The 22,091-nt window shown below is 44.1% G+C and carries 17 protein-coding genes; 7 read left to right on the top strand and 10 right to left on the bottom strand.

Annotated features, from left to right (window positions below):
- Nucleotides 1–226: 226 nt before the first annotated feature.
- Nucleotides 227–1,102, top strand: a complete 876-nt coding sequence (dapA, locus tag ACYUCY_RS02885) for a 4-hydroxy-tetrahydrodipicolinate synthase (RefSeq protein WP_460224938.1) — start codon at nt 227–229, stop codon at nt 1,100–1,102.
- An 83-nt stretch (nt 1,103–1,185) separates the two neighbouring features.
- Nucleotides 1,186–1,698, top strand: a complete 513-nt coding sequence (locus ACYUCY_RS02880; protein WP_460224937.1) for an AAA family ATPase — start codon at nt 1,186–1,188, stop codon at nt 1,696–1,698.
- A 53-nt stretch (nt 1,699–1,751) separates the two neighbouring features.
- Here ACYUCY_RS02880 and ilvC read toward each other — a convergent pair whose 3' ends face one another.
- The 3 genes from ilvC to ACYUCY_RS02865 form a co-directional block, all read right to left on the bottom strand.
- Nucleotides 1,752–2,774 carry a ketol-acid reductoisomerase gene (gene ilvC, locus ACYUCY_RS02875; protein WP_460224936.1) on the bottom strand — a complete coding sequence of 341 codons (1,023 nt, stop codon included), beginning with the start codon at nt 2,772–2,774 and terminating at the stop codon, nt 1,752–1,754.
- A gap of 67 nt (nt 2,775–2,841) precedes the next feature.
- Nucleotides 2,842–3,333 (bottom strand): acetolactate synthase small subunit, encoded by a 492-nt coding sequence (ilvN, locus tag ACYUCY_RS02870; protein ID WP_460224935.1) that lies wholly within the window; start codon nt 3,331–3,333, stop codon nt 2,842–2,844.
- Nucleotides 3,334–5,070 (bottom strand): acetolactate synthase 3 large subunit, encoded by a 1,737-nt coding sequence (locus ACYUCY_RS02865; RefSeq protein WP_460224934.1) that lies wholly within the window; start codon nt 5,068–5,070, stop codon nt 3,334–3,336.
- 729 nt (nt 5,071–5,799) lie between these two features.
- Here ACYUCY_RS02865 and ACYUCY_RS02860 point away from each other — a divergent pair.
- On the top strand, nt 5,800–6,237 hold the full coding sequence (locus ACYUCY_RS02860) for a DUF4124 domain-containing protein (RefSeq protein ID WP_460224933.1): 438 nt from the start codon (nt 5,800–5,802) through the stop codon (nt 6,235–6,237).
- 83 nt (nt 6,238–6,320) lie between these two features.
- On the opposite strand, the gene clpB is transcribed toward ACYUCY_RS02860, so the two are convergent.
- From clpB to rluD, 3 genes are all read right to left on the bottom strand, one after another.
- Entirely contained in the window at nt 6,321–8,912 is a 2,592-nt protein-coding gene (clpB, locus tag ACYUCY_RS02855; protein WP_460224932.1) for an ATP-dependent chaperone ClpB, read from the bottom strand.
- Between the two features lie 127 nt (nt 8,913–9,039).
- Nucleotides 9,040–9,801, bottom strand: coding sequence for a peptidoglycan editing factor PgeF (gene pgeF, locus ACYUCY_RS02850; RefSeq protein WP_460224931.1), 762 nt, complete (start codon nt 9,799–9,801; stop codon nt 9,040–9,042).
- A gap of 74 nt (nt 9,802–9,875) precedes the next feature.
- A complete protein-coding gene (rluD, locus tag ACYUCY_RS02845; protein ID WP_460224930.1) occupies nt 9,876–10,880 on the bottom strand; it encodes a 23S rRNA pseudouridine(1911/1915/1917) synthase RluD in 1,005 nt (334 codons plus the stop codon).
- A gap of 168 nt (nt 10,881–11,048) precedes the next feature.
- Between rluD and ACYUCY_RS02840 the strand changes: the two genes are divergently transcribed.
- Entirely contained in the window at nt 11,049–11,969 is a 921-nt protein-coding gene (locus ACYUCY_RS02840) for an outer membrane protein assembly factor BamD (protein ID WP_460224929.1), read from the top strand.
- 27 nt (nt 11,970–11,996) lie between these two features.
- Here ACYUCY_RS02840 and ACYUCY_RS02835 read toward each other — a convergent pair whose 3' ends face one another.
- Nucleotides 11,997–13,637 (bottom strand): NAD+ synthase, encoded by a 1,641-nt coding sequence (locus tag ACYUCY_RS02835; protein ID WP_460224928.1) that lies wholly within the window; start codon nt 13,635–13,637, stop codon nt 11,997–11,999.
- A 111-nt stretch (nt 13,638–13,748) separates the two neighbouring features.
- Between ACYUCY_RS02835 and ACYUCY_RS02830 the strand changes: the two genes are divergently transcribed.
- The 3 genes from ACYUCY_RS02830 to ACYUCY_RS02820 all read left to right on the top strand — a co-directional run bounded on the left by ACYUCY_RS02830 (nt 13,749) and on the right by ACYUCY_RS02820 (nt 17,483).
- Nucleotides 13,749–15,386, top strand: coding sequence for a sensor histidine kinase (locus tag ACYUCY_RS02830; protein ID WP_460224927.1), 1,638 nt, complete (start codon nt 13,749–13,751; stop codon nt 15,384–15,386).
- Nucleotides 15,387–15,425: 39 nt separating this feature from the next.
- On the top strand, nt 15,426–16,778 hold the full coding sequence (locus ACYUCY_RS02825; RefSeq protein ID WP_460224926.1) for a sigma-54-dependent transcriptional regulator: 1,353 nt from the start codon (nt 15,426–15,428) through the stop codon (nt 16,776–16,778).
- Between the two features lie 144 nt (nt 16,779–16,922).
- Nucleotides 16,923–17,483, top strand: a complete 561-nt coding sequence (locus ACYUCY_RS02820; protein ID WP_460224925.1) for a GspH/FimT family pseudopilin — start codon at nt 16,923–16,925, stop codon at nt 17,481–17,483.
- A 7-nt stretch (nt 17,484–17,490) separates the two neighbouring features.
- On the opposite strand, the gene ACYUCY_RS02815 is transcribed toward ACYUCY_RS02820, so the two are convergent.
- The 3 genes from ACYUCY_RS02815 to ACYUCY_RS02805 form a co-directional block, all read right to left on the bottom strand.
- Nucleotides 17,491–17,889 (bottom strand): type IV pilin protein, encoded by a 399-nt coding sequence (locus ACYUCY_RS02815; RefSeq protein WP_460225108.1) that lies wholly within the window; start codon nt 17,887–17,889, stop codon nt 17,491–17,493.
- 64 nt (nt 17,890–17,953) lie between these two features.
- Entirely contained in the window at nt 17,954–21,493 is a 3,540-nt protein-coding gene (locus tag ACYUCY_RS02810; RefSeq protein WP_460224924.1) for a pilus assembly protein, read from the bottom strand.
- A 33-nt stretch (nt 21,494–21,526) separates the two neighbouring features.
- Nucleotides 21,527–22,075 carry a pilus assembly PilX family protein gene (locus ACYUCY_RS02805; RefSeq protein WP_460224923.1) on the bottom strand — a complete coding sequence of 183 codons (549 nt, stop codon included), beginning with the start codon at nt 22,073–22,075 and terminating at the stop codon, nt 21,527–21,529.
- Nucleotides 22,076–22,091: the final 16 nt, after the last annotated feature.

Below are 22,091 nucleotides of genomic sequence, written 5' to 3'. Positions count from 1 at the left end.
ACTTTCGGAACAGCTTTTATTTTCAAACCCACTCGCTGAGTAACAATACAATGTTTTGCATAGCAGCTAAATTCAAGAACAAACCTTGCAAGTCAAATTTGGCTCCGGTTGCTATGTGTAGATAAAATATAAACTAATTTCATATACACAAAAGCCCGGTCGCTAGTTGCTACCGGGCTTTTTTTATCCCAACTTTTTAATCATTCACTAAACAGCAGGAAAAACCATGTACTCTGGATCTTATACGGCACTGCTCACCCCATTTAAAAATGGCGATCTCGATGAGCAAGCACTTCGCAAGATGGTCAATTGGCAGATAGAAAATGGCACTCAAGGGCTGGTGCCTGCAGGCACAACCGGAGAATCACCTACCCTAAACTCTAGTGAACATAAACGTACTGTCGAAATTGTTGTAGAAGAATCTAAGGGACGCGTCCCAGTTATTGCCGGGGCAGGATCAAACAATCCTGTAGAAGCCCTAGAATACGTGAATTTTGCCGAAGGTGTTGGCGCTGATGCCGTGCTTTGTGTCGCTGGTTATTACAACCGCCCCTCACAACAAGGATTATATGAGCATTTTAAAATGATTCATAACTCTAGCAGTATCCCCATTATTATTTACAACGTTTCACCAAGGACAATTGTCGATATCAATCCGGACACCATGGCTGAACTTTCGAAACTCCCACGAATACTGGGTGTGAAAGACGCGTCCGCAGATTTATCAAAAATTAGTTTAGAACGACAAAAAATAATAAAACAATTTAGCTTTTTTTCTGGTGAAGATATTACTGCACTCGCCTATAACGCTATGGGTGGTACGGGTTGTATTTCTGTCACCGCAAATATTGCTCCCAGACATTGCGCCGTATTCCAAAACGCCTGTGCAAAGGGAAACTATAAGCTCGCATTAGAGTTCCATGAAAAATTGGTACCACTACATCAAGCTTTGTTTTTAGAGCCTAGTCCTGCAGGAGTAAAATACGCAGCATCACTGTTAGGTTTATGTACTGAAGACGTGCGCTGCCCAATTCTTCCCTTGCAAGACAAAACCAAAAAACATATCAAACTATTAATGTCCGAACTCAATTTAATAAGTTAACACATAGCCAGGCCATTATTTCTATCTGTGATGATGAAGATATAGCGACCTTACTGGGTCGAAAAATTCCAAGGAGTTAGCCTATGCCAAAAATACTGATATTCGGGAATTCGGGATCTGGGAAATCAACTCTAGCCAAAAAATTAGCGTCTGAACACAAATGTGAACACCTTGACCTTGATATATTGGCCTGGCGCCAAACTATGCCGCCGGAAAGAAGTGATATTAAAGAGGTCTCTAAAAAACTCACTATTTTCTTTGATAAAAATTCTGATTGGGTTATCGAAGGTTGCTATAGCGACATCATTTGTTTGGCGACCAAACATGCAAGCGAAGTAATTTTTATGAATCTGAGCATTGAAGACTGCATAGAAAATGCAAAAAACAGGCCCTGGGAAAAACATAAATATGAATCAAAGCTAACTCAAGATAAGAATTTACCTATGCTTCTTGATTGGATTAAAAACTATAACAATAGGGAGGATGATTTTTCATTCACATCACACAATCATGTTTTTGAAACTTTCCCTGGCAACAAAAAAATGATCAATAAAAACAGCTCACTAACTCCCGCACTTAATATTAACAATAAATAGCTCGCACAAAAAAGGCGGCTTTGAAAGCCGCCTTTTTTACAAGAAAGTAATAATTAATTGTTTTCTGTTTTATCAATGATCTTATTGGCTTTAATCCAAGGCATCATCGAGCGAAGCTTAGCACCCACTTCTTCAATCTGGTGCTCTCCAGAAATACGGCGCTTAGCTTTCAGAGTTGGCGCACCGGCCTGGTTATCCAAGATAAAATCTTTAGCGAATTTACCTTGCTGAATATCAGTCAAAACACGCTTCATTTCTTTCTTAGTTTCTTCTGTAATAATACGCGGACCCGAAACATAATCACCGTACTCAGCAGTATTTGAGATTGAGTAACGCATATCAGCAATACCGCCTTGATACATCAAGTCGACAATTAATTTCAATTCGTGCAAACACTCAAAGTATGCCATTTCGGGCGCATAACCTGCTTCGACCAAGGTTTCAAAACCCGCTTGTACCAACGCAGAAGCACCACCACACAATACCGCTTGCTCACCGAACAAGTCTGTTTCGGTTTCTTCACGGAAGTTGGTTTCAATAATTCCAGAACGTCCACCGCCATTCGCAGAAGCATAAGACAGGGCAGTTTGTTTCGCCATGCCCGATGCGTCTTGATAAACCGCGATCAAACTAGGTACACCACCGCCCTCTAAATAGGTAGAGCGAACTGTATGACCAGGACCTTTTGGTGCAATCATAATTACATCAATATCTTTTGGTGGTTCAATCAATTGAAAGTGAACGTTGAAGCCATGCGCAAATGCTAGCGCAGCACCCGATTTTAAATTTGGTGCAACTTGCTCGTTATAGATTTTTGCTTGATGTTCATCCGGCGCTAGAATCATAACTACATCGGCGTCTTTAGAAGCACCTTCAATAGTGTCGACGTTCAAACCAGCTTTCTCAACTTTCGCCCAGTTTGCCGAACCCTTACGCAAGCCCACCACGACGTTTTTAACGCCTGAGTCTTTTAAGTTCTGTGCATGAGCATGGCCTTGTGAGCCGTAGCCAATAATGGCGACTTTTTTTCCTTGGATGATGGCAAGGTCGCAGTCTTTGTCGTAATAAATTTGCATGGGTCAGTCCTACTTACTGGGTTTAATTAAAAAATAAAAGTTAAAAACTAAAAAACATAAAATCATTTTAAAGGCTAAGCACTTTCTCGCCACGGGCTATACCGGAAATTCCAGTTCGCACAACTTCTAATATTGCGGCTTCACCTACGGCTTGCTGAAAGGCGTCGAGCTTGTCACTCGCACCGGTGATTTGTATAACATAAACATTCGCGGTCACGTCAACAATTTGTCCACGAAAAATATCAACACAACGCTTGATCTCTTCGCGCAATGCGCCGGAGGCTTTCACTTTAATCAACATCAACTCTCGTTCAATATGAGCACCTTCCGTTAAATCGACTAATTTAACAACGTCGATAAGGCGATTAAGATGTTTGGTAATTTGTTCGATAATATGATCATCACCGATAGTTGTTAAAGTTAAACGAGACAATGAAGGATCTTCTGTTGGCGCAACGGTGAGCGATTCAATGTTGTAACCGCGCTGCGAAAACAAACCAACGACACGAGACAAAGCACCGGGCTCATTTTCCATTAAAACTGAAATGATTCTTTTCATTTAAGTCCGCTCCTCCTTGCCCAACCACATATCGCGCATGGATCCATTCGGCGCGATCAGCATAGGATAAACGTGTTCTTCTGGGTCGACCATTATATCCATGAATACGACTCGGTCTTTTAAGCTAAAACATTCCTTTAATTTAGCTTTTAATTCTTCACGTTTAGTAACGCGAATACCAACATGGCCATAGGCTTCAGTGAGTTTCACAAAATCAGGCAGGGAATCTTCATACAAACTTTCTGAGTAACGGCTGTCGTATTGCATGTCTTGCCACTGCTTAACCATGCCCAAACTTTGGTTATTTAAACAAATAATTTTTACCGGCAGATGATATTGAGTGCAGGTCGACAATTCCTGAATACACATCTGAATGCTACCTTCGCCAGTAACACATGCAACCACCGCATCACGATCGGCAAATTGCGCGCCCATCGCTGCGGGCAAGCCAAAGCCCATCGTCCCAAGACCACCGGAATTAATCCAACGTCGTGGCTTATCAAATTTATAATATTGCGCGGCAAACATTTGATGCTGACCGACATCGGAGGTTACGTAAGCTTCACCTTTCGTTACTTCATACAACGCTTGAATAACTTCTTGCGGCTTAATGAACTCACTCTTGGTATCGAAGCGATCTTTAGTATAAATACCGTGCTTATCTCGCCATTCATTGATCTGCTTCCACCAATCCGTTAAAGCGGAAACATCTGGGCCCTTGTTCGCGCCCTCTATCAATTCCAACATATCTTTTAATACGCTAGAAACAGAGCCGACAATGGGAACATCAGCGGTCACGGTTTTAGAAATCGAGGCAGGATCAATATCGATGTGAATTATTTTTGCATTCGGACAAAATTTATTTGGGGTATTGGTAACTCGATCATCAAATCGCGCGCCCACCGCAAGAATAACGTCACTGTGATGCATCGCAGTATTTGCTTCAAATGTACCGTGCATGCCAAGCATGCCAAGAAATTGTTCATCGGTTGCCGGAAAACTACCTAGCCCCATCAAAGTATTGGTCACTGGGTAATTCAAACCTTTAGCCAACTTAATGAGTAAGTCGCTAGAGTTCCCCAACACGACGCCACCGCCGGCATAAATCACCGGACGCTTCGCGGATAATAGTAATTGCGCTGCTTTTTTTATCTGACCGCTGTGGCCTTTGCCTGCAGGTGTGTAGGAACGAATTTTTATTTTCTTTGGATATTCGTACTCAAATAAGTTTTCAGGTGCAGTAATGTCTTTGGGAATATCCACGACCACAGGGCCTGGCCGCCCAGTAGCAGCAATGTAATAAGCTTTTTTTATCGTCTCAGGAATTTTGCGGGCGTCCGTTACCAAGAAGCTATGCTTTACGATTGGTCGCGAGACGCCAACCATGTCGGTTTCTTGAAAAGCGTCTTCGCCAATTTTATTGGTTGGAACCTGCCCAGAAATCACCACCATTGGAATTGAATCCATATAGGCAGTTGCGATGCCCGTTATCGCATTGGTCGCGCCAGGGCCAGAAGTGACTAAGACTGTACCAACTTTACCGGTTGCACGAGAGTATCCATCGGCAGCATGAGTAGCGGCCTGTTCGTGACGAACTAATATATGCTTTACGTCTTTTTGACGATAAAAAGCGTCGTAGATATGCAATGCTTGGCCACCTGGGTAGCCAAAGACAATATCTACACCTTCATCTTTAAGGGAGCGAACAATCATATCGCCACCCGATAACATCTCCACGCTGTATCCTCTTCTCTAAAACTTTAAAAATAGTTGTTTTGGCACCGAGCGATTACTCAGCTCATTATTCCTAGCAAATTGGATGCTCTTAAAATGCCTAAATTCGCCCTTTAGCGCTGCCGTTTCGCGCCCTCATATAACTCAAAATCGATGAAGTGAGCATAGTCTAGGGAGTTACATGAATTGTCAGGCGTATAGCGCTACGCTAAGCACATTGCTTTTATAGCCTGATCGGGAAACGTTGATAGACGATTCTCTGATGGATTGACTCCAAGGTTTTGACTTGGGGACAGCTTGGCCTTAATTTTGTCAGCAGGAGCTAATGGTCCGAATAGGAAATTAGCCACCAAATTCAGCTCTTCATGGAGGTTTACTCACTGGAGACTGAGCGCTGGGAGGATCAGAGCAGGTAAATCAATGCTGATTCCCTTTTCACGACCAAAATCTCAATTTATACAGGCGGTTTACCACCCATCCAGCGAACCCGGCATTTTGGCAATTTTGTGTGGTTTGTCAAGGTTTTACACTGTTAGACTGGGAAAATAGTCAATTCGGCTGGCCCTGGCTTATTTTGTGTTTATAGTGAGAACTTAATCACTAAGCCGAGTTCTCAAATACAAGAATTCAGGCCCCCAAGCCAACGCCTGCTACACTTAGCTGCAGTGTAATCGCTCAAAGCGACAAGAATGTCGAAACAATACAATTCCATCACAAATAAGGTTTTTAGGTATGAATAGGGTAAAAGTTCTCACATTAGCAATTGCTCTTACCAGTGTCGTTGGCGTAACCGGCGCAATGGCTGCCAAGAGTTACTACAAGTGGACGGATGAAGATGGCGTCACCCACTATTCCGCTCAAAAACCTCACGACAAAGAGTCTGAAAAAATCAGTGTAAGCACCGGTCTTCCTACACCAACGTCGACTGAAGGACAAAAAATACCAGCGAAAACTACTGCGAGCGACCCTGCTCCTGCGCTGCCAAAGAAAGATTATGTTAGAGCGAAAGACCCTGAGCGTTGCGCTGCTGCGACTGAAAGACTAAAAACCTTAACTGATTACGAACGCGTTAGAGTTGTTGGAGAAAACGGTGAAGCGCGGATTTTGAGCAAAGAGGAAAAAGCGGAAAAAACAGCGGAAGCCAAACAAGCCATAGAAGAAGATTGTTAAACCCAAAATTGCTTCCAAATAAACATCATTAAAAGGGCTCACCAAGAGCCCTTTTTTGTGGATAAAATACTACGTCATATTGGTTACAGAAATTCTATTTTGTCGTCCACCAGGTTTCCTTGAATTGTTTCGCCTGGCGCAAACTTTCCTGCCAAAACCTGCTGAGCCAAAGGGTTTTCAATAAATTGCTGAATCGCCCTCTTTAACGGCCTGGCACCATAAACAGGGTCAAAACCCGCTTCAACTAATTTATCCATGACTGCTTCACTGAGTTCTAAATTTAAATCCTGTTCAGCTAAGCGTTTTTGTAATATTTCTAATTGAATATTGGCAATACCGCGAATCTGTGATTGCGCGAGAGGATCAAATACCACAACCTCATCAATACGATTAATAAACTCGGGGCGGAAATGCCCACCCACGATTTCCATCACTGCATTTTTTACCGACTCTTGTCGCGCGCTTTCGGAGTCAAAACCAGCAGATTTAGTGAGCTCTTGAATCACGTCTGATCCCAGGTTTGACGTCATTACAATAACCGTATTTCTAAAATCAACAGTACGTCCTTGGCCATCAGTTAAGCGGCCATCTTCCAACACCTGTAACAAAATATTAAATACATCCGGGTGCGCTTTCTCAACTTCGTCGAGCAACAAAACGGAATAAGGTCGACGCCTTACTGCCTCGGTTAAATAGCCGCCTTCTTCATAACCAACGTAGCCCGGAGGCGCACCAACCAAACGAGAAACCGAATGTTTTTCCATAAACTCGGACATATCAATGCGCACCATCGCGTCATCGCTATCAAATAAAAATTCCGCGAGTGCCTTACATAATTCAGTTTTACCAACACCGGTAGGACCTAAAAACAAAAATGATCCGTTAGGTCTGCGCGGGTCTGAAAGACCCGCCCTTGATCTTCTTACTGCGTTCGCGACGGCTTTTACTGCCTGCTCTTGACCAATCACTCGGCGGTGTAAACCCTCCTCCATACGCAATAATTTATCTCGCTCGCCTTCGAGCATTTTTGACACGGGTATGCCCGTCCACTTCGAAACCACTTCAGCAATTTCCTCATCGCTAACTTTATTGCGCAGCAGTTTCATTTCTTTGACATCAACATCACTCGCCGTTTCGAGCTGTTTTTCTAAATTAGGAATAACACCGTATTGCAATTCAGACATTCTTGCCAAATCACCTGCGCGTCTTGCGGATTCCATATCTAAACGAGCTTTCTCCAAGTTGGATTTAATATCGTTGGAACCTTGCAGAGTTGATTTTTCTGCTCGCCAAATCTCTTCTAAGCTCGCAAATTCGTGCTCTGCTTTTTCAATTTCAGAATTGAGTTTATCTAATTGTTTTTTAGCGGTTTCAGAATCTTCTTTTTTAACGGCTTCTCGCTCAATTTTTAATTGAATTAAACGCCTCTCCAATCTATCCATTTCCTCAGGTTTGGAATCAATTTCCATGCGAATACGACTCGCTGCCTCATCGATAAGGTCAATTGCCTTATCCGGTAATTGGCGATCAGTAATATAGCGTTGCGATAGTTTTGCTGCAGAAATTATTGCTGAGTCAGTAATATCAACACCATGATGAACCTCATAACGCTCCTTCAAACCGCGAAGGATCGCAATGGTATCTTCTTCGTTTGGCTCATCCACCAACACCTTTTGAAAGCGTCGCTCAAGCGCAGCATCTTTCTCAATAAATTTTCGGTATTCATCTAGGGTAGTCGCACCAACACAATGTAATTCGCCGCGTGCTAATGCGGGCTTTAACATGTTACCTGCATCCATCGCCCCTTCCGCCTTGCCAGCGCCAACCATGGTATGAAGCTCATCGACGAACAAAATAATTCGGCCTTCTTGCTTACCCAATTCATTTAACACTGCTTTCAGGCGTTCTTCGAATTCTCCTCTGAATTTTGCACCCGCCAGTAACGAGCCTAAATCCAAGGAGAGTAGTCTTTTATTTTTTAATCCCTCTGGAACCTCCGCATTCACAATGCGTTGCGCCAAACCTTCAACAATCGCGGTTTTACCAACACCGGGCTCGCCGATTAATACCGGATTATTTTTAGTTCGCCGTTGCAACACTTGAATCGTACGTCGAATTTCATCGTCGCGACCAATAACAGGATCGAGTTTTCCCGCCTCCGCACGAGCGGTTAAATCGATCGTATATTTATCTAAAGCTTGACGGTTTTCTTCCGCATCAGGGCTTTCCACTTTTTCGCCGCCTCGCAATTTTTCAATTGCATCTACAAGTCGTTGAGAATGGCCAAATTGTGTCAACAGCTTGGCCATCGCGGTGGCTTTGTCGTTTAATGCTGCCAACAATACTGTTTCGCTAGAAATAAATTTATCGCCACTTTTCTGTGCCTGCTTGTCCGCCAAATTAAACAGACGTGCCATGTCTTGAGACATGTGAATGTCGCCGGTAGGGTTTTTTACGCTAGCTAAATTTTCAAGCTCCTTATGCAAAGCGTTGCGCAAACCATTAACATCAAATCCACTTTGCGCCAATAATGGCCGCACACTACTGCCTTCTTGATCGAGCAGTGCAAGCAAAAGATGCACCGGCTCAATTTGACTGTGGTCACGACCAACAGCCAATGATTGAGCATCGGATAATGCAGACTGTAATTGGTTGGTAAATTTGTCAAAGCGCATGATCACCTCAGCTTCAAAGTTATTACTATTGCTTCGGATGATTTTGGGACGAAAGTTGGAAATTCAACTGATTCAAATCAAGTTTATGTACAAATTGGAGAAAGGCTCTTTCAGTATTTTTAAATTATTACTCTATCCAAACCAAACTTGCCATTCGGCCGGTGACACCTTCTCTTCGATAAGAATAAAAGTAGTCGCTTTCTTGAAATACGCAGCGGTCACCACCAAAAACTCTTGTTACGCCAGCGAGTTGTAGCTGAGCTTTAGCAACAGCATAAAGATCAAGTAGATAATGATTTGGCTTGCCTGCAACAGCCTGACTTACGGAGAAACTTGGCGCCGTTTTCGCCAACGCCAACTCAACATCAGCGCTCACTTCATAGTATTTTTGACTGATAGCCGGGCCTAAATAAACGATAAGCTCCGCGGGATCACAATCAAAATGTTTTAATGTTTTGCCAATCAAGCCAGCGGCCAAACCTTTCCACCCACAATGAATTGCGGCGACCTGGCGCCCAAACTCGTCCGCAAATAACAACGGCAAGCAATCGGCGGTCATCACCACACAAGGCATACTCACCCCAGTCGCGATGCAACCATCGGCTTTTAGGGCGGGTGCATTTTTTAAATATAGGTGTTGTGTATTAATGTCGAGTGTCACCAACTCAGTACCGTGCACCTGCTCTAGCCAAAGTGGATCTGTTTTTAATTGTAGGGTTTTAGCAAGAGCCTCTCGATTCTTTATAACCTGTTCAGGATCATCACCAACATGTAAAGCAAGATTATTACTTTGATAGGGAGCACGACTGTGGCCGCCCGTGCGATAGGTGACAAATGACTTTACCTGCGCCGGAACAGGCCAGTCGGGAACAAAACCAACCTCACTCATCAAATGCTCCAGGTGCACACTTAAAATCTGTAGCAACCGACGCCAAACTATTTATTCGCGATTTACCCAGCACCCTAGCTTTCATCTAAGTCAAAGTCCTCGCTCTCAGCCAGTGCGTCCAAAAGTGTTTTTAGATCCGCAGGCAATCCAGCCTCCCAAGACATCGATTCACCGCTGTGCGGATGATTTAAACGCAACCGTTTTGCGTGTAAGGCCTGCCTGGGGAATTCAGTTAAGCACTCAAATAGCGCTGCAGAACAGTTTCTCGCGACTTTGCTCTGGGGGGAGGGTTTCCGGTAACCGTAGCTACTATCTCCCACCAATGGATGGCCTAAGTGGCTCATATGCACCCGAATTTGATGGGTGCGGCCAGTTTCCAGCTTGAGCTCTATGTGTGAATGATCCGAGAACTGCCTTAGTGTTTGATAGTGAGTAATCGCTAGCTTGCCGGCATTTTTCACTACGGCCATTTTCTTACGTTGCTGCGAGTGGCGGCCTATTTGCGTACTTACCGATCCTTGCGCTGGCTTGAGAGTCCCAGACACTATCGCCTCATATTCTCGTCCAACACTGCGTTCTTGCAACTGAGATACTAGGTGTTGATGGCTTTGAAGTGACTTTGCGACAACCATGAGGCCTGTGGTGTCTTTATCCAAACGATGCACAATTCCTGCTCTAGGCAATTTAATCTGTTCGGGGAGGTGGAACAGCAAAGCGTTTAGTAGAGTTCCATCCCAGTTACCTGCGCCTGGGTGAACAACGAGATCCGCCGGCTTGTTAAGCACTAAAATGTGTTCATCTTCAAACACTATATCGAGAGTAATGTCCTCTGGTAACCAGTCTCCCTGCGCTAACTCCTCGGCATTGAGCTCTAACTTCTCCCCGCCAAGCAACTTGGACTTTGGCTTTTCTGACTTACCATCCAACAATAAATCTCCGGCACGTATCCAGTGCTGAATCTTCGCCCTAGAATATTCCGGAAACAAAGAACTAGCCGCCTGGTCAAAGCGCTGGCCAAAAAATTCGGCGGGGACAATAGCGACGTGATGAATAGCTTTTTTAGTAGCTAAGTTGCTCATAGACACATAGGAGTTGATGGGGGTTTTCGCGCTTAGCGCTGTTTCACTAGAATCTCTTTTCTCCGGTGCATTCGCCCTGTAGCTGTGGAATAATGCGCGGCTGTCTGACAATTCGTTTTGACGAGTATATCAGCGATTAATTAAAACGATTAACTAGGTTTCATCTTTATGCGTCTTTTGAAGTTACCCTGCTCCACTTGGTTGTGCGTCCTGTTCATCCTCGCCTCAGGCTGCGCCTCGAAGAAGGAGGAAGATCTCTCCGAGTTAATACGAGAAACAGAAAGACAGCTCTACGAGTCAGCTCAAGATAGGTTGCGCTCGCAGCAATGGGATCTGGCAATTCAAAGCTTACAAGCATTAGAGGAAAACTTCCCTTTCGGCACATATGGTGAACAAGCGCAATTAGAGCTTATCTACGCTTTTTACAGAAATCACGAGTTTCAAGCCGCCATCGCTAACGCCGACCGCTTTATTCGTTTACACCCTCGCCACCGCGATGTCGACTACGCGTACTACATGAAAGGTTTGGCATCGTTTAGCAGTAGCGGCGGTTTGTTTGAACGTTTTTTACCATCGGATATCAGCGCTAAAGACCCCGGTGCAGCGCGCGAGTCATTCGCTTTTTTCAGTCAATTGTTAGTTTTATTTCCCGACAGCGAATATGCACCTGATGCGGAAAAACGCATGATTTACTTACGTAACTTACTGGCGCGGAGCGAAATTCATGTTGCCAACTATTACTTTAAACGCGGCGCGTATTTAGCATCGGTTAATCGCGGTCGTTACGTCGTAGAAAATTTCCAAATGACTCCAGCGGTTCCAGATGCCTTAGCGGTGATGGTTCAAGGCTATAGCTTGTTGGGTCTCGAGGAGTTAATGCAATCAACTCTAAAAGTCCTTAAAGAAAATTACCCTCAGCATCCTGCGCTTGATAAAAACGGGAATTTTAATTTCCAATTTAGCTCCAGGGAAACCGGCCGCACTTGGTTAAACAAAATGACTTTAGGTTTGTTTGACAAAAAAGAACCTCCTGGCTTTGATAGCCGAAAGGTTTTTAATCCGCAGTACAGAGCAGACAATAACGAGTAAGTTTGTTACCCGCGACTTTCAAACTGACTAGTCTCCAATCTTCCAACCTGATGTGATCGGATAACGCCGATCACGACCAAAACCCCGCTTTGTGATCCTTGGCCCTATTGCTGATTGTCTACGCTTATATTCATTTAGATCAACTAGCCGCAAAACTTTTTCCACATCGGCGCGAGAAAAACCCTTCGAAATTATTGTCTCAGCACTTTCATCTTGCTCAATATAAGCCGCAAGAATTTGATCTAAGACCTCGTAAGGCGGCAGGCTGTCTTCATCAATTTGATCCGGTGCCAACTCTGCAGAGGGCGGCCGGTCAATAACGCTCTGAGGTATCACGTAACTCACGCTGTTTCTGTATCGAGCAAGGTCAAAAACCGTTGTTTTTGCAACATCTTTAAGAACATCAAAGCCACCGGCCATATCCCCATAGAGCGTTGCATAGCCCACCGCCATCTCACTTTTGTTGCCGGTTGTGAGAACGAGATAACCTTTCTTATTTGAAATAGCCATCAAGAGGTTGCCGCGACAACGCGCTTGCAGGTTTTCTTCTGTGGTATCTTTTTTCAAACCTTCGAACTGTGACGACAGAGCCTCGGTAAATGCATCGACTATTTTCTCAATGCTAATCGAATCATATTCAACGCCTAACAAATGAGCTTCTTCTGCTGCATCGTTTTGACTCATCTCCGAGGTATAGTGAAACGGCATCATTACTGCGTGAACACGGTCTTTGCCAAGTGCATCCGCAGCAATTGCGAGTACCAGCGCCGAATCGATACCGCCAGACAAACCTAAAACAACTCCGCTAAAACCATTTTTTTCAATATAGTCCCGCACTCCCAATACAAGCGCCTGATATATTGACTCTAGTCTTGTTAACGATGGAGGAATGTCTTGTTGCTTTATCGAAACTCGGCCGGTATTGCTAGAGATTTTATTTTCAATCTCAACCGGATATAAACCCACCTCGTAACTGGGAGCCTGGAAACACAATTGACCATCTGCGCCCACTGCCATCGACCCACCATCAAAAACCAGTTCATCTTGACCGCCGATTTGATTCACATAGATGATACCGATCTGACTTTCGTCAACTCGTTGAGATAACACGCTAATTCGTTCACTTTGTTTTTCCACATGGAATGGCGAGGCATTTAGGCTAATTACTAATTCGGCACCAGAAGCTTTTGCTTTTGCAATAGGCTCCGGCTCCCAGAGATCTTCACAAACGAGAATTGATGTCGGTATGCCCTTAATGTCAACGATGCAATTAGAATCGCCCGGTGTAAAATACCGCTTATCATCGAAGACGAGATAATTCGGCAAGCACTGTTTCGCGTACTCCGCTATTAACTTCCCGTTCTCTATCACCCCAACCGCATTAAATACTTTTTTGCCATCGACTCGGGGGTAGCCAACGATAACTGTGATCTCCAATTGAGCCGCAATGATTTTATCTATGGCATCTGAAATACGATGCTCAACACTACTTCGTAACAAAAGATCTTCAGGTGGATAAGCCATTAGCGTCAATTCTGGAAAAACGATGACATCAGCACTCATTTCAGTTTCGGCTCGCTTTGCCGACTTAATGACTAAATTAGTATTCCCCGGAATATCGCCCACCAAAGGATTAACTTGTGCAATGACCACCGTTAAACTTGACATACTTATTTCTTACTCCACTATTAACTTTCTTTGCGATAAGGAATAATTGCGCTCTTATTTTCCCAAGCGTTCAAACAGCTATTCGAACATTTAGCTCAATATGATGACCAAATGAATAAGAATTCCAAGGGCCTCAATACGACACCGAGTAAACATCTAGGTGCCGACCTCTCGTTTGAAAGCAATTATAAACTGTTAAAAATATATGCCTACTACCGAACACTTCTAGGCAGCCTTTTATTATTGATGTTTAGCTCTCAGTGGGCCGATCGAATATTAGGCGTTACCTCGGCAAAACTATTTGCCTATTCAGCATTTCTGTACACGCTCATCAATGTCGCCACTTTACTCGTTCTATGGAAAAAACAATTCGAGCCCAAAACTCGCCAAATCCTTGTCATATTATTTATCGATATTTGCACCATTACGATCTTAACCCATGCAACCGGCAGCATGGACAGCAGCATTGCGTATCTATTATTAATTTGTGTAGCCGCTGGCGGGGTTTTTCTTCGCAGCCAACTAACCTTCGCTCTCGCGGGTTTATCAACAATATTACTGTTGGCCGAAACAATATTCAGCATCACTATCGACTTGATCGAGATTAAAGCACTTTTTAAAGCTGGGACACTCGGTTTACTATTGTTCGCCACCGCCTACATTTTTAACGTTTTAAGTGAAAAAATTCGCAGCTCAAATATCCAAGCGCTGCTCCAAGCACAACAAGCAGCCTACTTAGAAAACTTATCACAGCTCATACTCGAGCGAATGCGTACGGGCATCTTGGTCGTAGACAATGATAATAACGTCGTTTTAGCCAATCACTCTGCCAAAAGCCTTCTGGGATGCGCCGAATCAGACAATCTCGATTCTTTGCTAGCCAAAAAATTCCCGTCCATTTCTGAACACTTGAAAATTTGGCGAGCATATCCTCACACACGATCACCTCACTTAAAGATCAATGCCGATGAACCAGAGATTCGATTAAGCTTCGCCAAACTAGAGGCGTATGATGATTCCGACACGCTTATTTTTGTTGAAGACAACAGAAAACTTTCTCAGCAAGCGCAACAATTAAAACTAGCATCATTAGGTCGACTGACTGCGAGCATTGCCCATGAAGTTAGGAATCCTCTTGGTGCAATCAGCCATGCGGCGCAATTACTTGGCGAATCTGAACAAGCTCAAGACGACGACAAACGACTCAGCCAGATAATACAAAATCATTCAAGGCGCGTTAATCACATCATTGAAAATGTTTTACAGTTATCGAGTCGTCAGGCGGCACGACCTGAAACCATCGACCTTGTCATCTGGGTAAATGAGTTTCTAGAGGTTTACAAGCAGAGCAAAAATGCGAACATTCTCATTGAGTGTAATAGCGATACAATTAAAACAAGAATTGACCCCAGCCAACTCCAACAAGTTCTCACAAATTTATGTGATAACGGATTAAGATACAGTCTTGAGCGCACTGGTGAAGAGACCTTGAGCATTCAAGCAGGTATTGATCTAGACAGCGAACTTCCCTATATTGAGGTCGTTGACGATGGCGCCGGTGTTCCAGATCAAGATGTCGCGCAGATATTTGAGCCCTTCTTTACGACAGAAACAACTGGATCTGGTTTAGGTCTTTATATATCAAGGGAGATTTGTGAGGCCAACCAGGCCACGCTGGATTATAAAAGAACTGATAAATATAAAAGCTGTTTTCGAATCACTTTTGCTCATCCCGATCGGATTTTTTAAATTTACATTTTAGACTAACAAGCAGACGTAAAATAAATTATGGCGAAATCTCTTGCGCTCGTTATTGATGACGAACCTGACATACGCGAACTACTTGAAATCACTTTGGGACGCATGGGTATTGACACCGATAGCGCGAGCGATCTGAAGCAAGCTAACGCCATGATAAGCGAAAAAAATTATCATCTTTGCCTCACAGACATGAAATTACCCGATGGCAATGGGATCGATTTCGTTAAAAAAATTCAAAAAGAATATCCTCACATTCCTGTCGCCGTTATCACTGCGCACGGCAATATGGACACCGCAATTGATGCAATGAAGGCTGGCGCATTTGATTTCATCTCCAAACCAGTGGAACTTGAAGACCTCCGCAAAATCGCTGCCGCCGCACTAAAATTACAACCCGGCGAACAAAGCAAACCCTCACCCAACTTATTGGGGGAAGCCGTAAACTTTCAGAATTTAAAAAAGAAAATTTTTAAACTTGCACGCAGCCAGGCGCCCGTTTATATCAGTGGCGAATCAGGAACAGGAAAAGAACTTGTCGCTCGCGCTATTCACGAACAAGGTCCTCGCGCTAATGAAGCGTTTATCCCTGTCAATTGCGGCGCCATACCTAGCGAGCTCATGGAGAGTGAATTTTTCGGTCATAAAAAAGGGAGTTTTACCGGAGCGAACACAGACAAACAAGGTTTGTTTCAAGCTTCAAATGGTGGCACTTTATTTTTAGATGAAGTCGCGGACCTTCCTTTAGACATGCAAGTAAAATTGTTACGCGCAATACAAGAAAAAGCAGTGCGCCCTGTCGGCTCTCAACAGGAAGATCGCATCGATGTTCGTATCCTAAGTGCTACGCATAAAGATCTGAATAACGAAATCAGCAGTGGCAGGTTCCGGAGTGACTTATTTTATCGCATTAATGTTATTCAACTCGATATTCCGCCACTCAGAGAAAGGCGAGAAGACATCGCAATTTTGGCTACACACTTCTTAGAAAAATTTGCTTTGGAACTCGACCTACCTGCAGCAACCCTATCTAAAGAATGCCTCAAAGATTTACAAAACTACCCTTTCCCTGGCAACATTCGAGAATTAGAAAATATTTTAGAGCGTGCTTACACACTTTGTGACAACGATGTAATTGGCAGTGAAGACTTGCAGTTACCTGATCCCAACCAGGAATCAAGTAACTCTTCCGGATCCAATAGACCTGGCGCATTAACAGGATCGCTCGATGACTTCCTCGAAGATATTGAACGTGACGTAATTACCAAGGCACTGGATGAAACTCGCTGGAATCGAACAGCGGCAGCAAAAAAACTAGGTGTTTCCTTTCGATCGCTACGTTATCGATTAAAAAAACTTGGCTTAGAAGACGGCGAAGATTAGTAAAGCAATAAGTCATCTCTTTTTCCTACAGTAATTGCAGTCGATCTCCCACAATTACCGATGTATTTCGCGTATTTTCATTACCGAAGAATGATTTTAGACTCATTGAAAACCAAAAATTAAAATCTATTTAAAGGACTTCTTATGAACGTAAAAGGATTTACGTTAATCGAATCTTTGATGGTGCTGGCTATGATAACGATTATTTTCGGTCTCGCGCTCCCATCATTTCACGTCTTTTTTTCCAGACACCAATCTAGAATCGTTGTCAACGAAATTGCTGGCAACTTTAATTTTGCAAGATTATCTGCGGTAACGACAGGCAGTACAGTCACCGTATGCCCACGCTCAAACAATGATAAAGAATGTGGTAAAGATTGGACAAAAGGAACTATGTCATTTACAGACAAGAATACCAATGGCGTATTGGATGAAATGGAAATGGTATTACGGGTTACCAAAGTTTTACCAAAAAATAGCGCAGCAAAATGGGTATCTTTTGGCAGCAACAACTACATTCGTTTTAGAAATGACGGTACGACAGTAAACCAAAATGGCAGTTTTACTTATTGCCCCCCGGACAAAGACCCAATCTACGCAAATCAGATCATTGTCAATCGAAGTGGAAGGTTACGATTTGCAAAAGATAATGACGGGAATGGAATCAAAAACACCGCTCGCGGCGGTGATATTAGATGCAACTAAATTGAGGCTACCAAGTTCCATTTGCCCAGAATCTTACACCAGCGGAGTTGAGCGTCATATTCCCATCGCCAGCTTGCGCATTCACAGGTGTTGCTTGGAGAGTATAAGAGTTTGCAGTCATCGTGCTTATTGTGAGCTGGTAATACGTCTGTGCTCCATCAACGGGGGACTTAGTAGAGAATATGGTGGGTGCACCGGAAGTGGCGGTCCCCCCGGCAGCACCAATATATGTCCCATTTTGAGTGTAAAATCTCTCCATTGCCTGTGCGAAACTTTGCAGAGTTCCTTGAGCATCCGATCGACGACTAGCGGTAATTTGATTTTGATAACCCGGAACCGCGATTGCGACTAATATCGCCACAATCACAACCACGATCATAACTTCAATTAAGGTAAACCCACGCATTAATTTCACAGTCAAATCTCCAGGCTAAAACTAAGCTCAAATAAAAACGCCAATTCGATAATATCTATTGACGATAAACTTCTTCCCAGGACAGCCGCCCTGCGACACCACTACCACCAGCATCAATTGCCCTACTGGTAATACTGCCGTCACTACCAGGAGTATATTGACGCTCGCCTAAAAGACCGGATTTAGCAGGTAAGCTCTCGCCAAAATATTCACCGACATAACTCAAATCGCTCGAATCAATTTGACCGTCATCATCAGCATCAAAAACCCCGAAATTGACCGGCGCCAAACCTGTGTCGTAGTCAAGCGACATTAACCAACCAGTACCACCAGGAGAGCAGGTCGAATCATCTGGGATAATTGAGTTGAAAAACACAATTTCCCCTCTTACCTGCGGATCAGCGACAACTCTCTCTCCAGACGAAGGTAAATTCATAAACCAGCCTTTGGTAGTTCCATCATATGTAAATGCAGTACCACTGACTGTTCTAACGTCAACCTCATTGGGCAAACTCGCATTGAGCGTGGTTTGCGTTAAGGTTCTGGGTGCTAGATCAGCACGCTCCAAACCGGAAGCACCAGCGTCCCAAACAGAATAAAAGGATTGCAAGTCAGTTGTATCTGGGTCAGTCGGCTCTAGAAATTGTCCAGTACCAAAGAGAACCAATACGTTTGGCTCATTTCCCGTCGTCGTTGTTGAAGGGTTCCTCACCAATATTGGCGCAGAGGTAATCGGCTGGCGATTAAAGGAAGTACAAGGATCACTATCACAAGCGGTAAATAACGGAGCACCAGAAAAATCAACCGCCCATGGCGTTACCGTAGGGTCTGTCGAAATATCGAAAACCCACATATTGCCGCGCAAATCACCCGCATAAACCCTATCTGCAACAAAGTCACCGTCGGTATCGGCTACTCTTGGTGACGTTAAACCATTATTCAACTCAGTCCCTGCCTGAATAACCAGATAGTCAGTTCCTAAGGTCCAAACACCGTCTACACCACCATCCAAGAAAATAATGAATAATTGAGCGTACCCCGTATTGCTGTTGTATCCATTACCCGTAATGGCGGCCCATCGTCCATTTGCCATTTTTACAATGGTCGGCTGGCTAAAAGTATAGCCAAGTTCAGGGTGCGTAAACTCCCACAGAACAGTGTCTGCTGCTCTGGTGTTGGCGGGAGTAGCGACATTCCCATAAACAGCCGGATCAGTAATATCCAAAGCAAATAGCCCGCGGCCACCGCCACGCAGACCGCCGACTAAGACCGTACGCCAATCTGTTGTAGTTCCATTGGTGATAAATACATCCGACACTGTCGGCGTCAGATCAACATAAAATTTGTGAGCATAGTCATGCTGAGCTAAGTAGTGCAGCCCTTCGTCCACATTAGAAGAAAATATAGTGCTAGGCATATAAGCAAACAACTCTTCCCCAGAGCCCGCAAGGTCCGCGTTGAAACCATGCAACATTCCATCATTAGCGCCGACATAGATCACCGGTGTTCTGTTGGCAATATTTGATCGATTGCGAAAATCAGAATAGCTATTACCTGAAGCCCCAAATTTAATGGGCGCACTAGCGCTCCAGCCAGGCCAATTCAGCTCGGGCGCGCCGACGAAAACAGGGGTTGAATTAACGATATCCCCTAATCGATTTCTAATCGCTAAGCCACCGCCATTGGGGTGCCCAACTGGAGTTTGTTGTCCGGTGTCTCTCACACGGTAATTGGTTCCAGCGGCACCTTCGTTTGAATTATCGCCCAGCAAGTATTGCAATAAGAGCATTGCCTCCGGATCATCTGCAGCATCTGAATCACCATCAATGTCTAAACCAGCATATAGATCGGCCTTTAACTCGTGGGGCAAATTCGCCCAATTCGCCAATGCTAGAGACGTACCATCTGCGGCGCCAGAACCGGGGGTGGGGTCGTAGGTAAATACATTCCTCCCTTCAGTTGCAGTGAAGGCTCCGGCAGGATTTGCTCGTTGATCCAAAGTAACAGCGGCGTCCCAAATGAACGGGGTTTGAATCACACCTGTAATATCATCTAAGTTAAAGGCGACTAAATTTCCTGACCAAGGATTAGTATTAAATTTCGCCTGGAATACCGCGCTATCACTAGCTAGCTGTCCCGAGTTGAACGAGACTGACGCAACCGAGCCTTCTTGCGCAAAAATATCAGCAATAATCTGCTCAAAAGACGTGTTTAGTTCATCTAAACTGGTTGGGAAATAAGGGCCTGTCGCACCACCACTACCCGCATTCGCTGTATCTAAAAATAGTTGTGAATTTTGAATACCTGGGTCAGCAAAACCAATTAAATAAGTTTTTATGTTATTCAAGTATTCTTGGGTTTGAGTGAAATTATCAACATCGGGGCGTATATCCATCTCATAGAGCGCTTGCGCAACATCATCCATATGCTGATCGGTACCCCCATCATTCAAATAGTTTTGAAAGACGGAACCAATATCAGTTGAGTCATTGGTCGGCAAACCATCGGTCATAGCAATAATAAAATTTTTCTCGCAAAATGCTGCCTGCTCTATCGGAGAGGGCAATGAATTATTTCGACCACGCTTAAAAACATCGGAAACATCACGGACTTGCTCACTGGGCGTGCCAGGGTGAGTGATTAAGGGGTTGCTATCAGTACTGGGGGTGGCAGGACTTTGCCCATATGGGCCAAGAAAATATCCACCAATATCAATCATTGACTCGGCAATTGGTGTATTGCCATCAGCAGTAAAATTATTCATCGCCGCCTTCACTGCACCTTTGTGTCCAGTACTTGGCGACGGTGTGGGCGTGCTTGAAGGCCCAGTCAATAGACTAATCCCCTCTACTATGAGTGCCCCGTTATTGTTAGGGTTAAAACGAGTGATACCCAGATTAATTGAGTCATCATCTCTGGCATCAATAAAATTGTTGATGACTGTTTTTCCCACTTCAACTCGTTTTAGTTGATCGGGGTGAACACGGCTTCCGATTGTGTCCTCAGCGCCATTAACCCAAGAACCATCAAGCTTCGACCCAAAATAATAATTCAAATAATGGCCAGTATAGGACGCGCTACCTGTCGGATAACTCGTTGTTGTTAACTCAACATTGGTATACGTGACATTAGGATCAAAACAAGCTTTACGCTCCGTCTCATACGAAAATATGGTTTGGCCACGTCGATTTACTCGAGAACCAGTTACAAAGGATCGATCTCGGGCGCTATTGGTATCTGCAGAAACCGAGTTCTCATCATCAGAGTAAAAATATTCACTACCGTCAACATCGATTCTTGGGTACCCGCCGCTGGTAATTTCCAAACGTATTCGATCCCAACTATTTAAACCAACAACATTTGAAGATGAGCTGGGGCATGTATTCCAAGTAGAGTCATTAGAATCATAAGCTCCTCCAGGCGTAACATGTTGCATCGACCCAGAAGTATCAAAAAGAATCATGATATTAGGTGGCGCCACCTCAGCCACCACCAAGGGCACCTCAGTTAAATTCACTGCGCTGACGCAAGTCGAGAATGCTAATGAACCCGCAAAAGTTGCTACTGCGGCTTTCTGAATTAATTGAACCTTCATGATTTACTACTCCTCTCGTAGCTATACAGCCACTTACAAACTTTTGGCGTAATAAGCGATAACTATCCGCTCCGCTGTACCACTAGTACCCATCGCTCTGGATACCACTCTAAAACCGTAAATATTGCTACTACCGGAAGTAATCCCGTAACCACCCAGATTTAGATCTTCTACGCCACTTGCGGATTCCGGAATCACACCAACAGATTCGATAAAATATTTAACTTCATTACCTGCGATCGTAACTGTCGCCACATTACTGGAATTCCAGGTAGCGGAATCCCAGAGGTCAGCAAGACCAGTATTTTCAGCATAAAGGCCGTTGGTGCCATCAAAGCCAGTTAAACCAACAATCCCGCCAAGGCCGTTGGCGCCATAAAGCACGGTTTCCGCTTGCTTTAGGCCCGCCTCCGCACCCTGCAATGAAATATGAGCGTCTCTTACCGCCGAGGCCATCCGCTCTTGAACAACAACGTTTTGCGTTGAAGACACAACAACCAGAGTCAAGACCAATAAGATGATCAATGAAATCGCTAAGGCAACTCCAGACTGTCGTTTTAAATTGCTGTATTTGTTTCTCATTGTGTTATTTCCTAAA

Source organism: Aurantivibrio infirmus, from assembly GCF_054767315.1.
The sequence above is the reverse complement of the archived record's forward strand: the minus strand, read 5'-3'. Positions and strand labels throughout refer to the sequence as shown.

Bases quoted from the DNA above. Each gene is read 5' to 3' on its own strand.
- pgeF (WP_460224931.1), bottom strand. From the start codon at position 9,801: ATGAGTGAGGTTGGTTTTGTTCCCGACTGGCCTGTTCCGGCGCAGGTA.
- dapA (WP_460224938.1), top strand. From the start codon at position 227: ATGTACTCTGGATCTTATACGGCACTGCTCACCCCATTTAAAAATGGC.
- ilvN (WP_460224935.1), bottom strand. From the start codon at position 3,333: ATGAAAAGAATCATTTCAGTTTTAATGGAAAATGAGCCCGGTGCTTTG.
- ACYUCY_RS02880 (WP_460224937.1), top strand. From the start codon at position 1,186: ATGCCAAAAATACTGATATTCGGGAATTCGGGATCTGGGAAATCAACT.
- ACYUCY_RS02820 (WP_460224925.1), top strand. From the start codon at position 16,923: ATGAACGTAAAAGGATTTACGTTAATCGAATCTTTGATGGTGCTGGCT.
- ACYUCY_RS02805 (WP_460224923.1), bottom strand. From the start codon at position 22,075: ATGAGAAACAAATACAGCAATTTAAAACGACAGTCTGGAGTTGCCTTA.
- ACYUCY_RS02830 (WP_460224927.1), top strand. From the start codon at position 13,749: ATGAATAAGAATTCCAAGGGCCTCAATACGACACCGAGTAAACATCTA.
- ACYUCY_RS02825 (WP_460224926.1), top strand. From the start codon at position 15,426: ATGGCGAAATCTCTTGCGCTCGTTATTGATGACGAACCTGACATACGC.
- ACYUCY_RS02815 (WP_460225108.1), bottom strand. From the start codon at position 17,889: ATGCGTGGGTTTACCTTAATTGAAGTTATGATCGTGGTTGTGATTGTG.
- ilvC (WP_460224936.1), bottom strand. From the start codon at position 2,774: ATGCAAATTTATTACGACAAAGACTGCGACCTTGCCATCATCCAAGGA.
- ACYUCY_RS02835 (WP_460224928.1), bottom strand. From the start codon at position 13,637: ATGTCAAGTTTAACGGTGGTCATTGCACAAGTTAATCCTTTGGTGGGC.
- ACYUCY_RS02860 (WP_460224933.1), top strand. From the start codon at position 5,800: ATGAATAGGGTAAAAGTTCTCACATTAGCAATTGCTCTTACCAGTGTC.
- ACYUCY_RS02810 (WP_460224924.1), bottom strand. From the start codon at position 21,493: ATGAAGGTTCAATTAATTCAGAAAGCCGCAGTAGCAACTTTTGCGGGT.
- ACYUCY_RS02840 (WP_460224929.1), top strand. From the start codon at position 11,049: ATGCGTCTTTTGAAGTTACCCTGCTCCACTTGGTTGTGCGTCCTGTTC.
- clpB (WP_460224932.1), bottom strand. From the start codon at position 8,912: ATGCGCTTTGACAAATTTACCAACCAATTACAGTCTGCATTATCCGAT.
- rluD (WP_460224930.1), bottom strand. From the start codon at position 10,880: ATGAGCAACTTAGCTACTAAAAAAGCTATTCATCACGTCGCTATTGTC.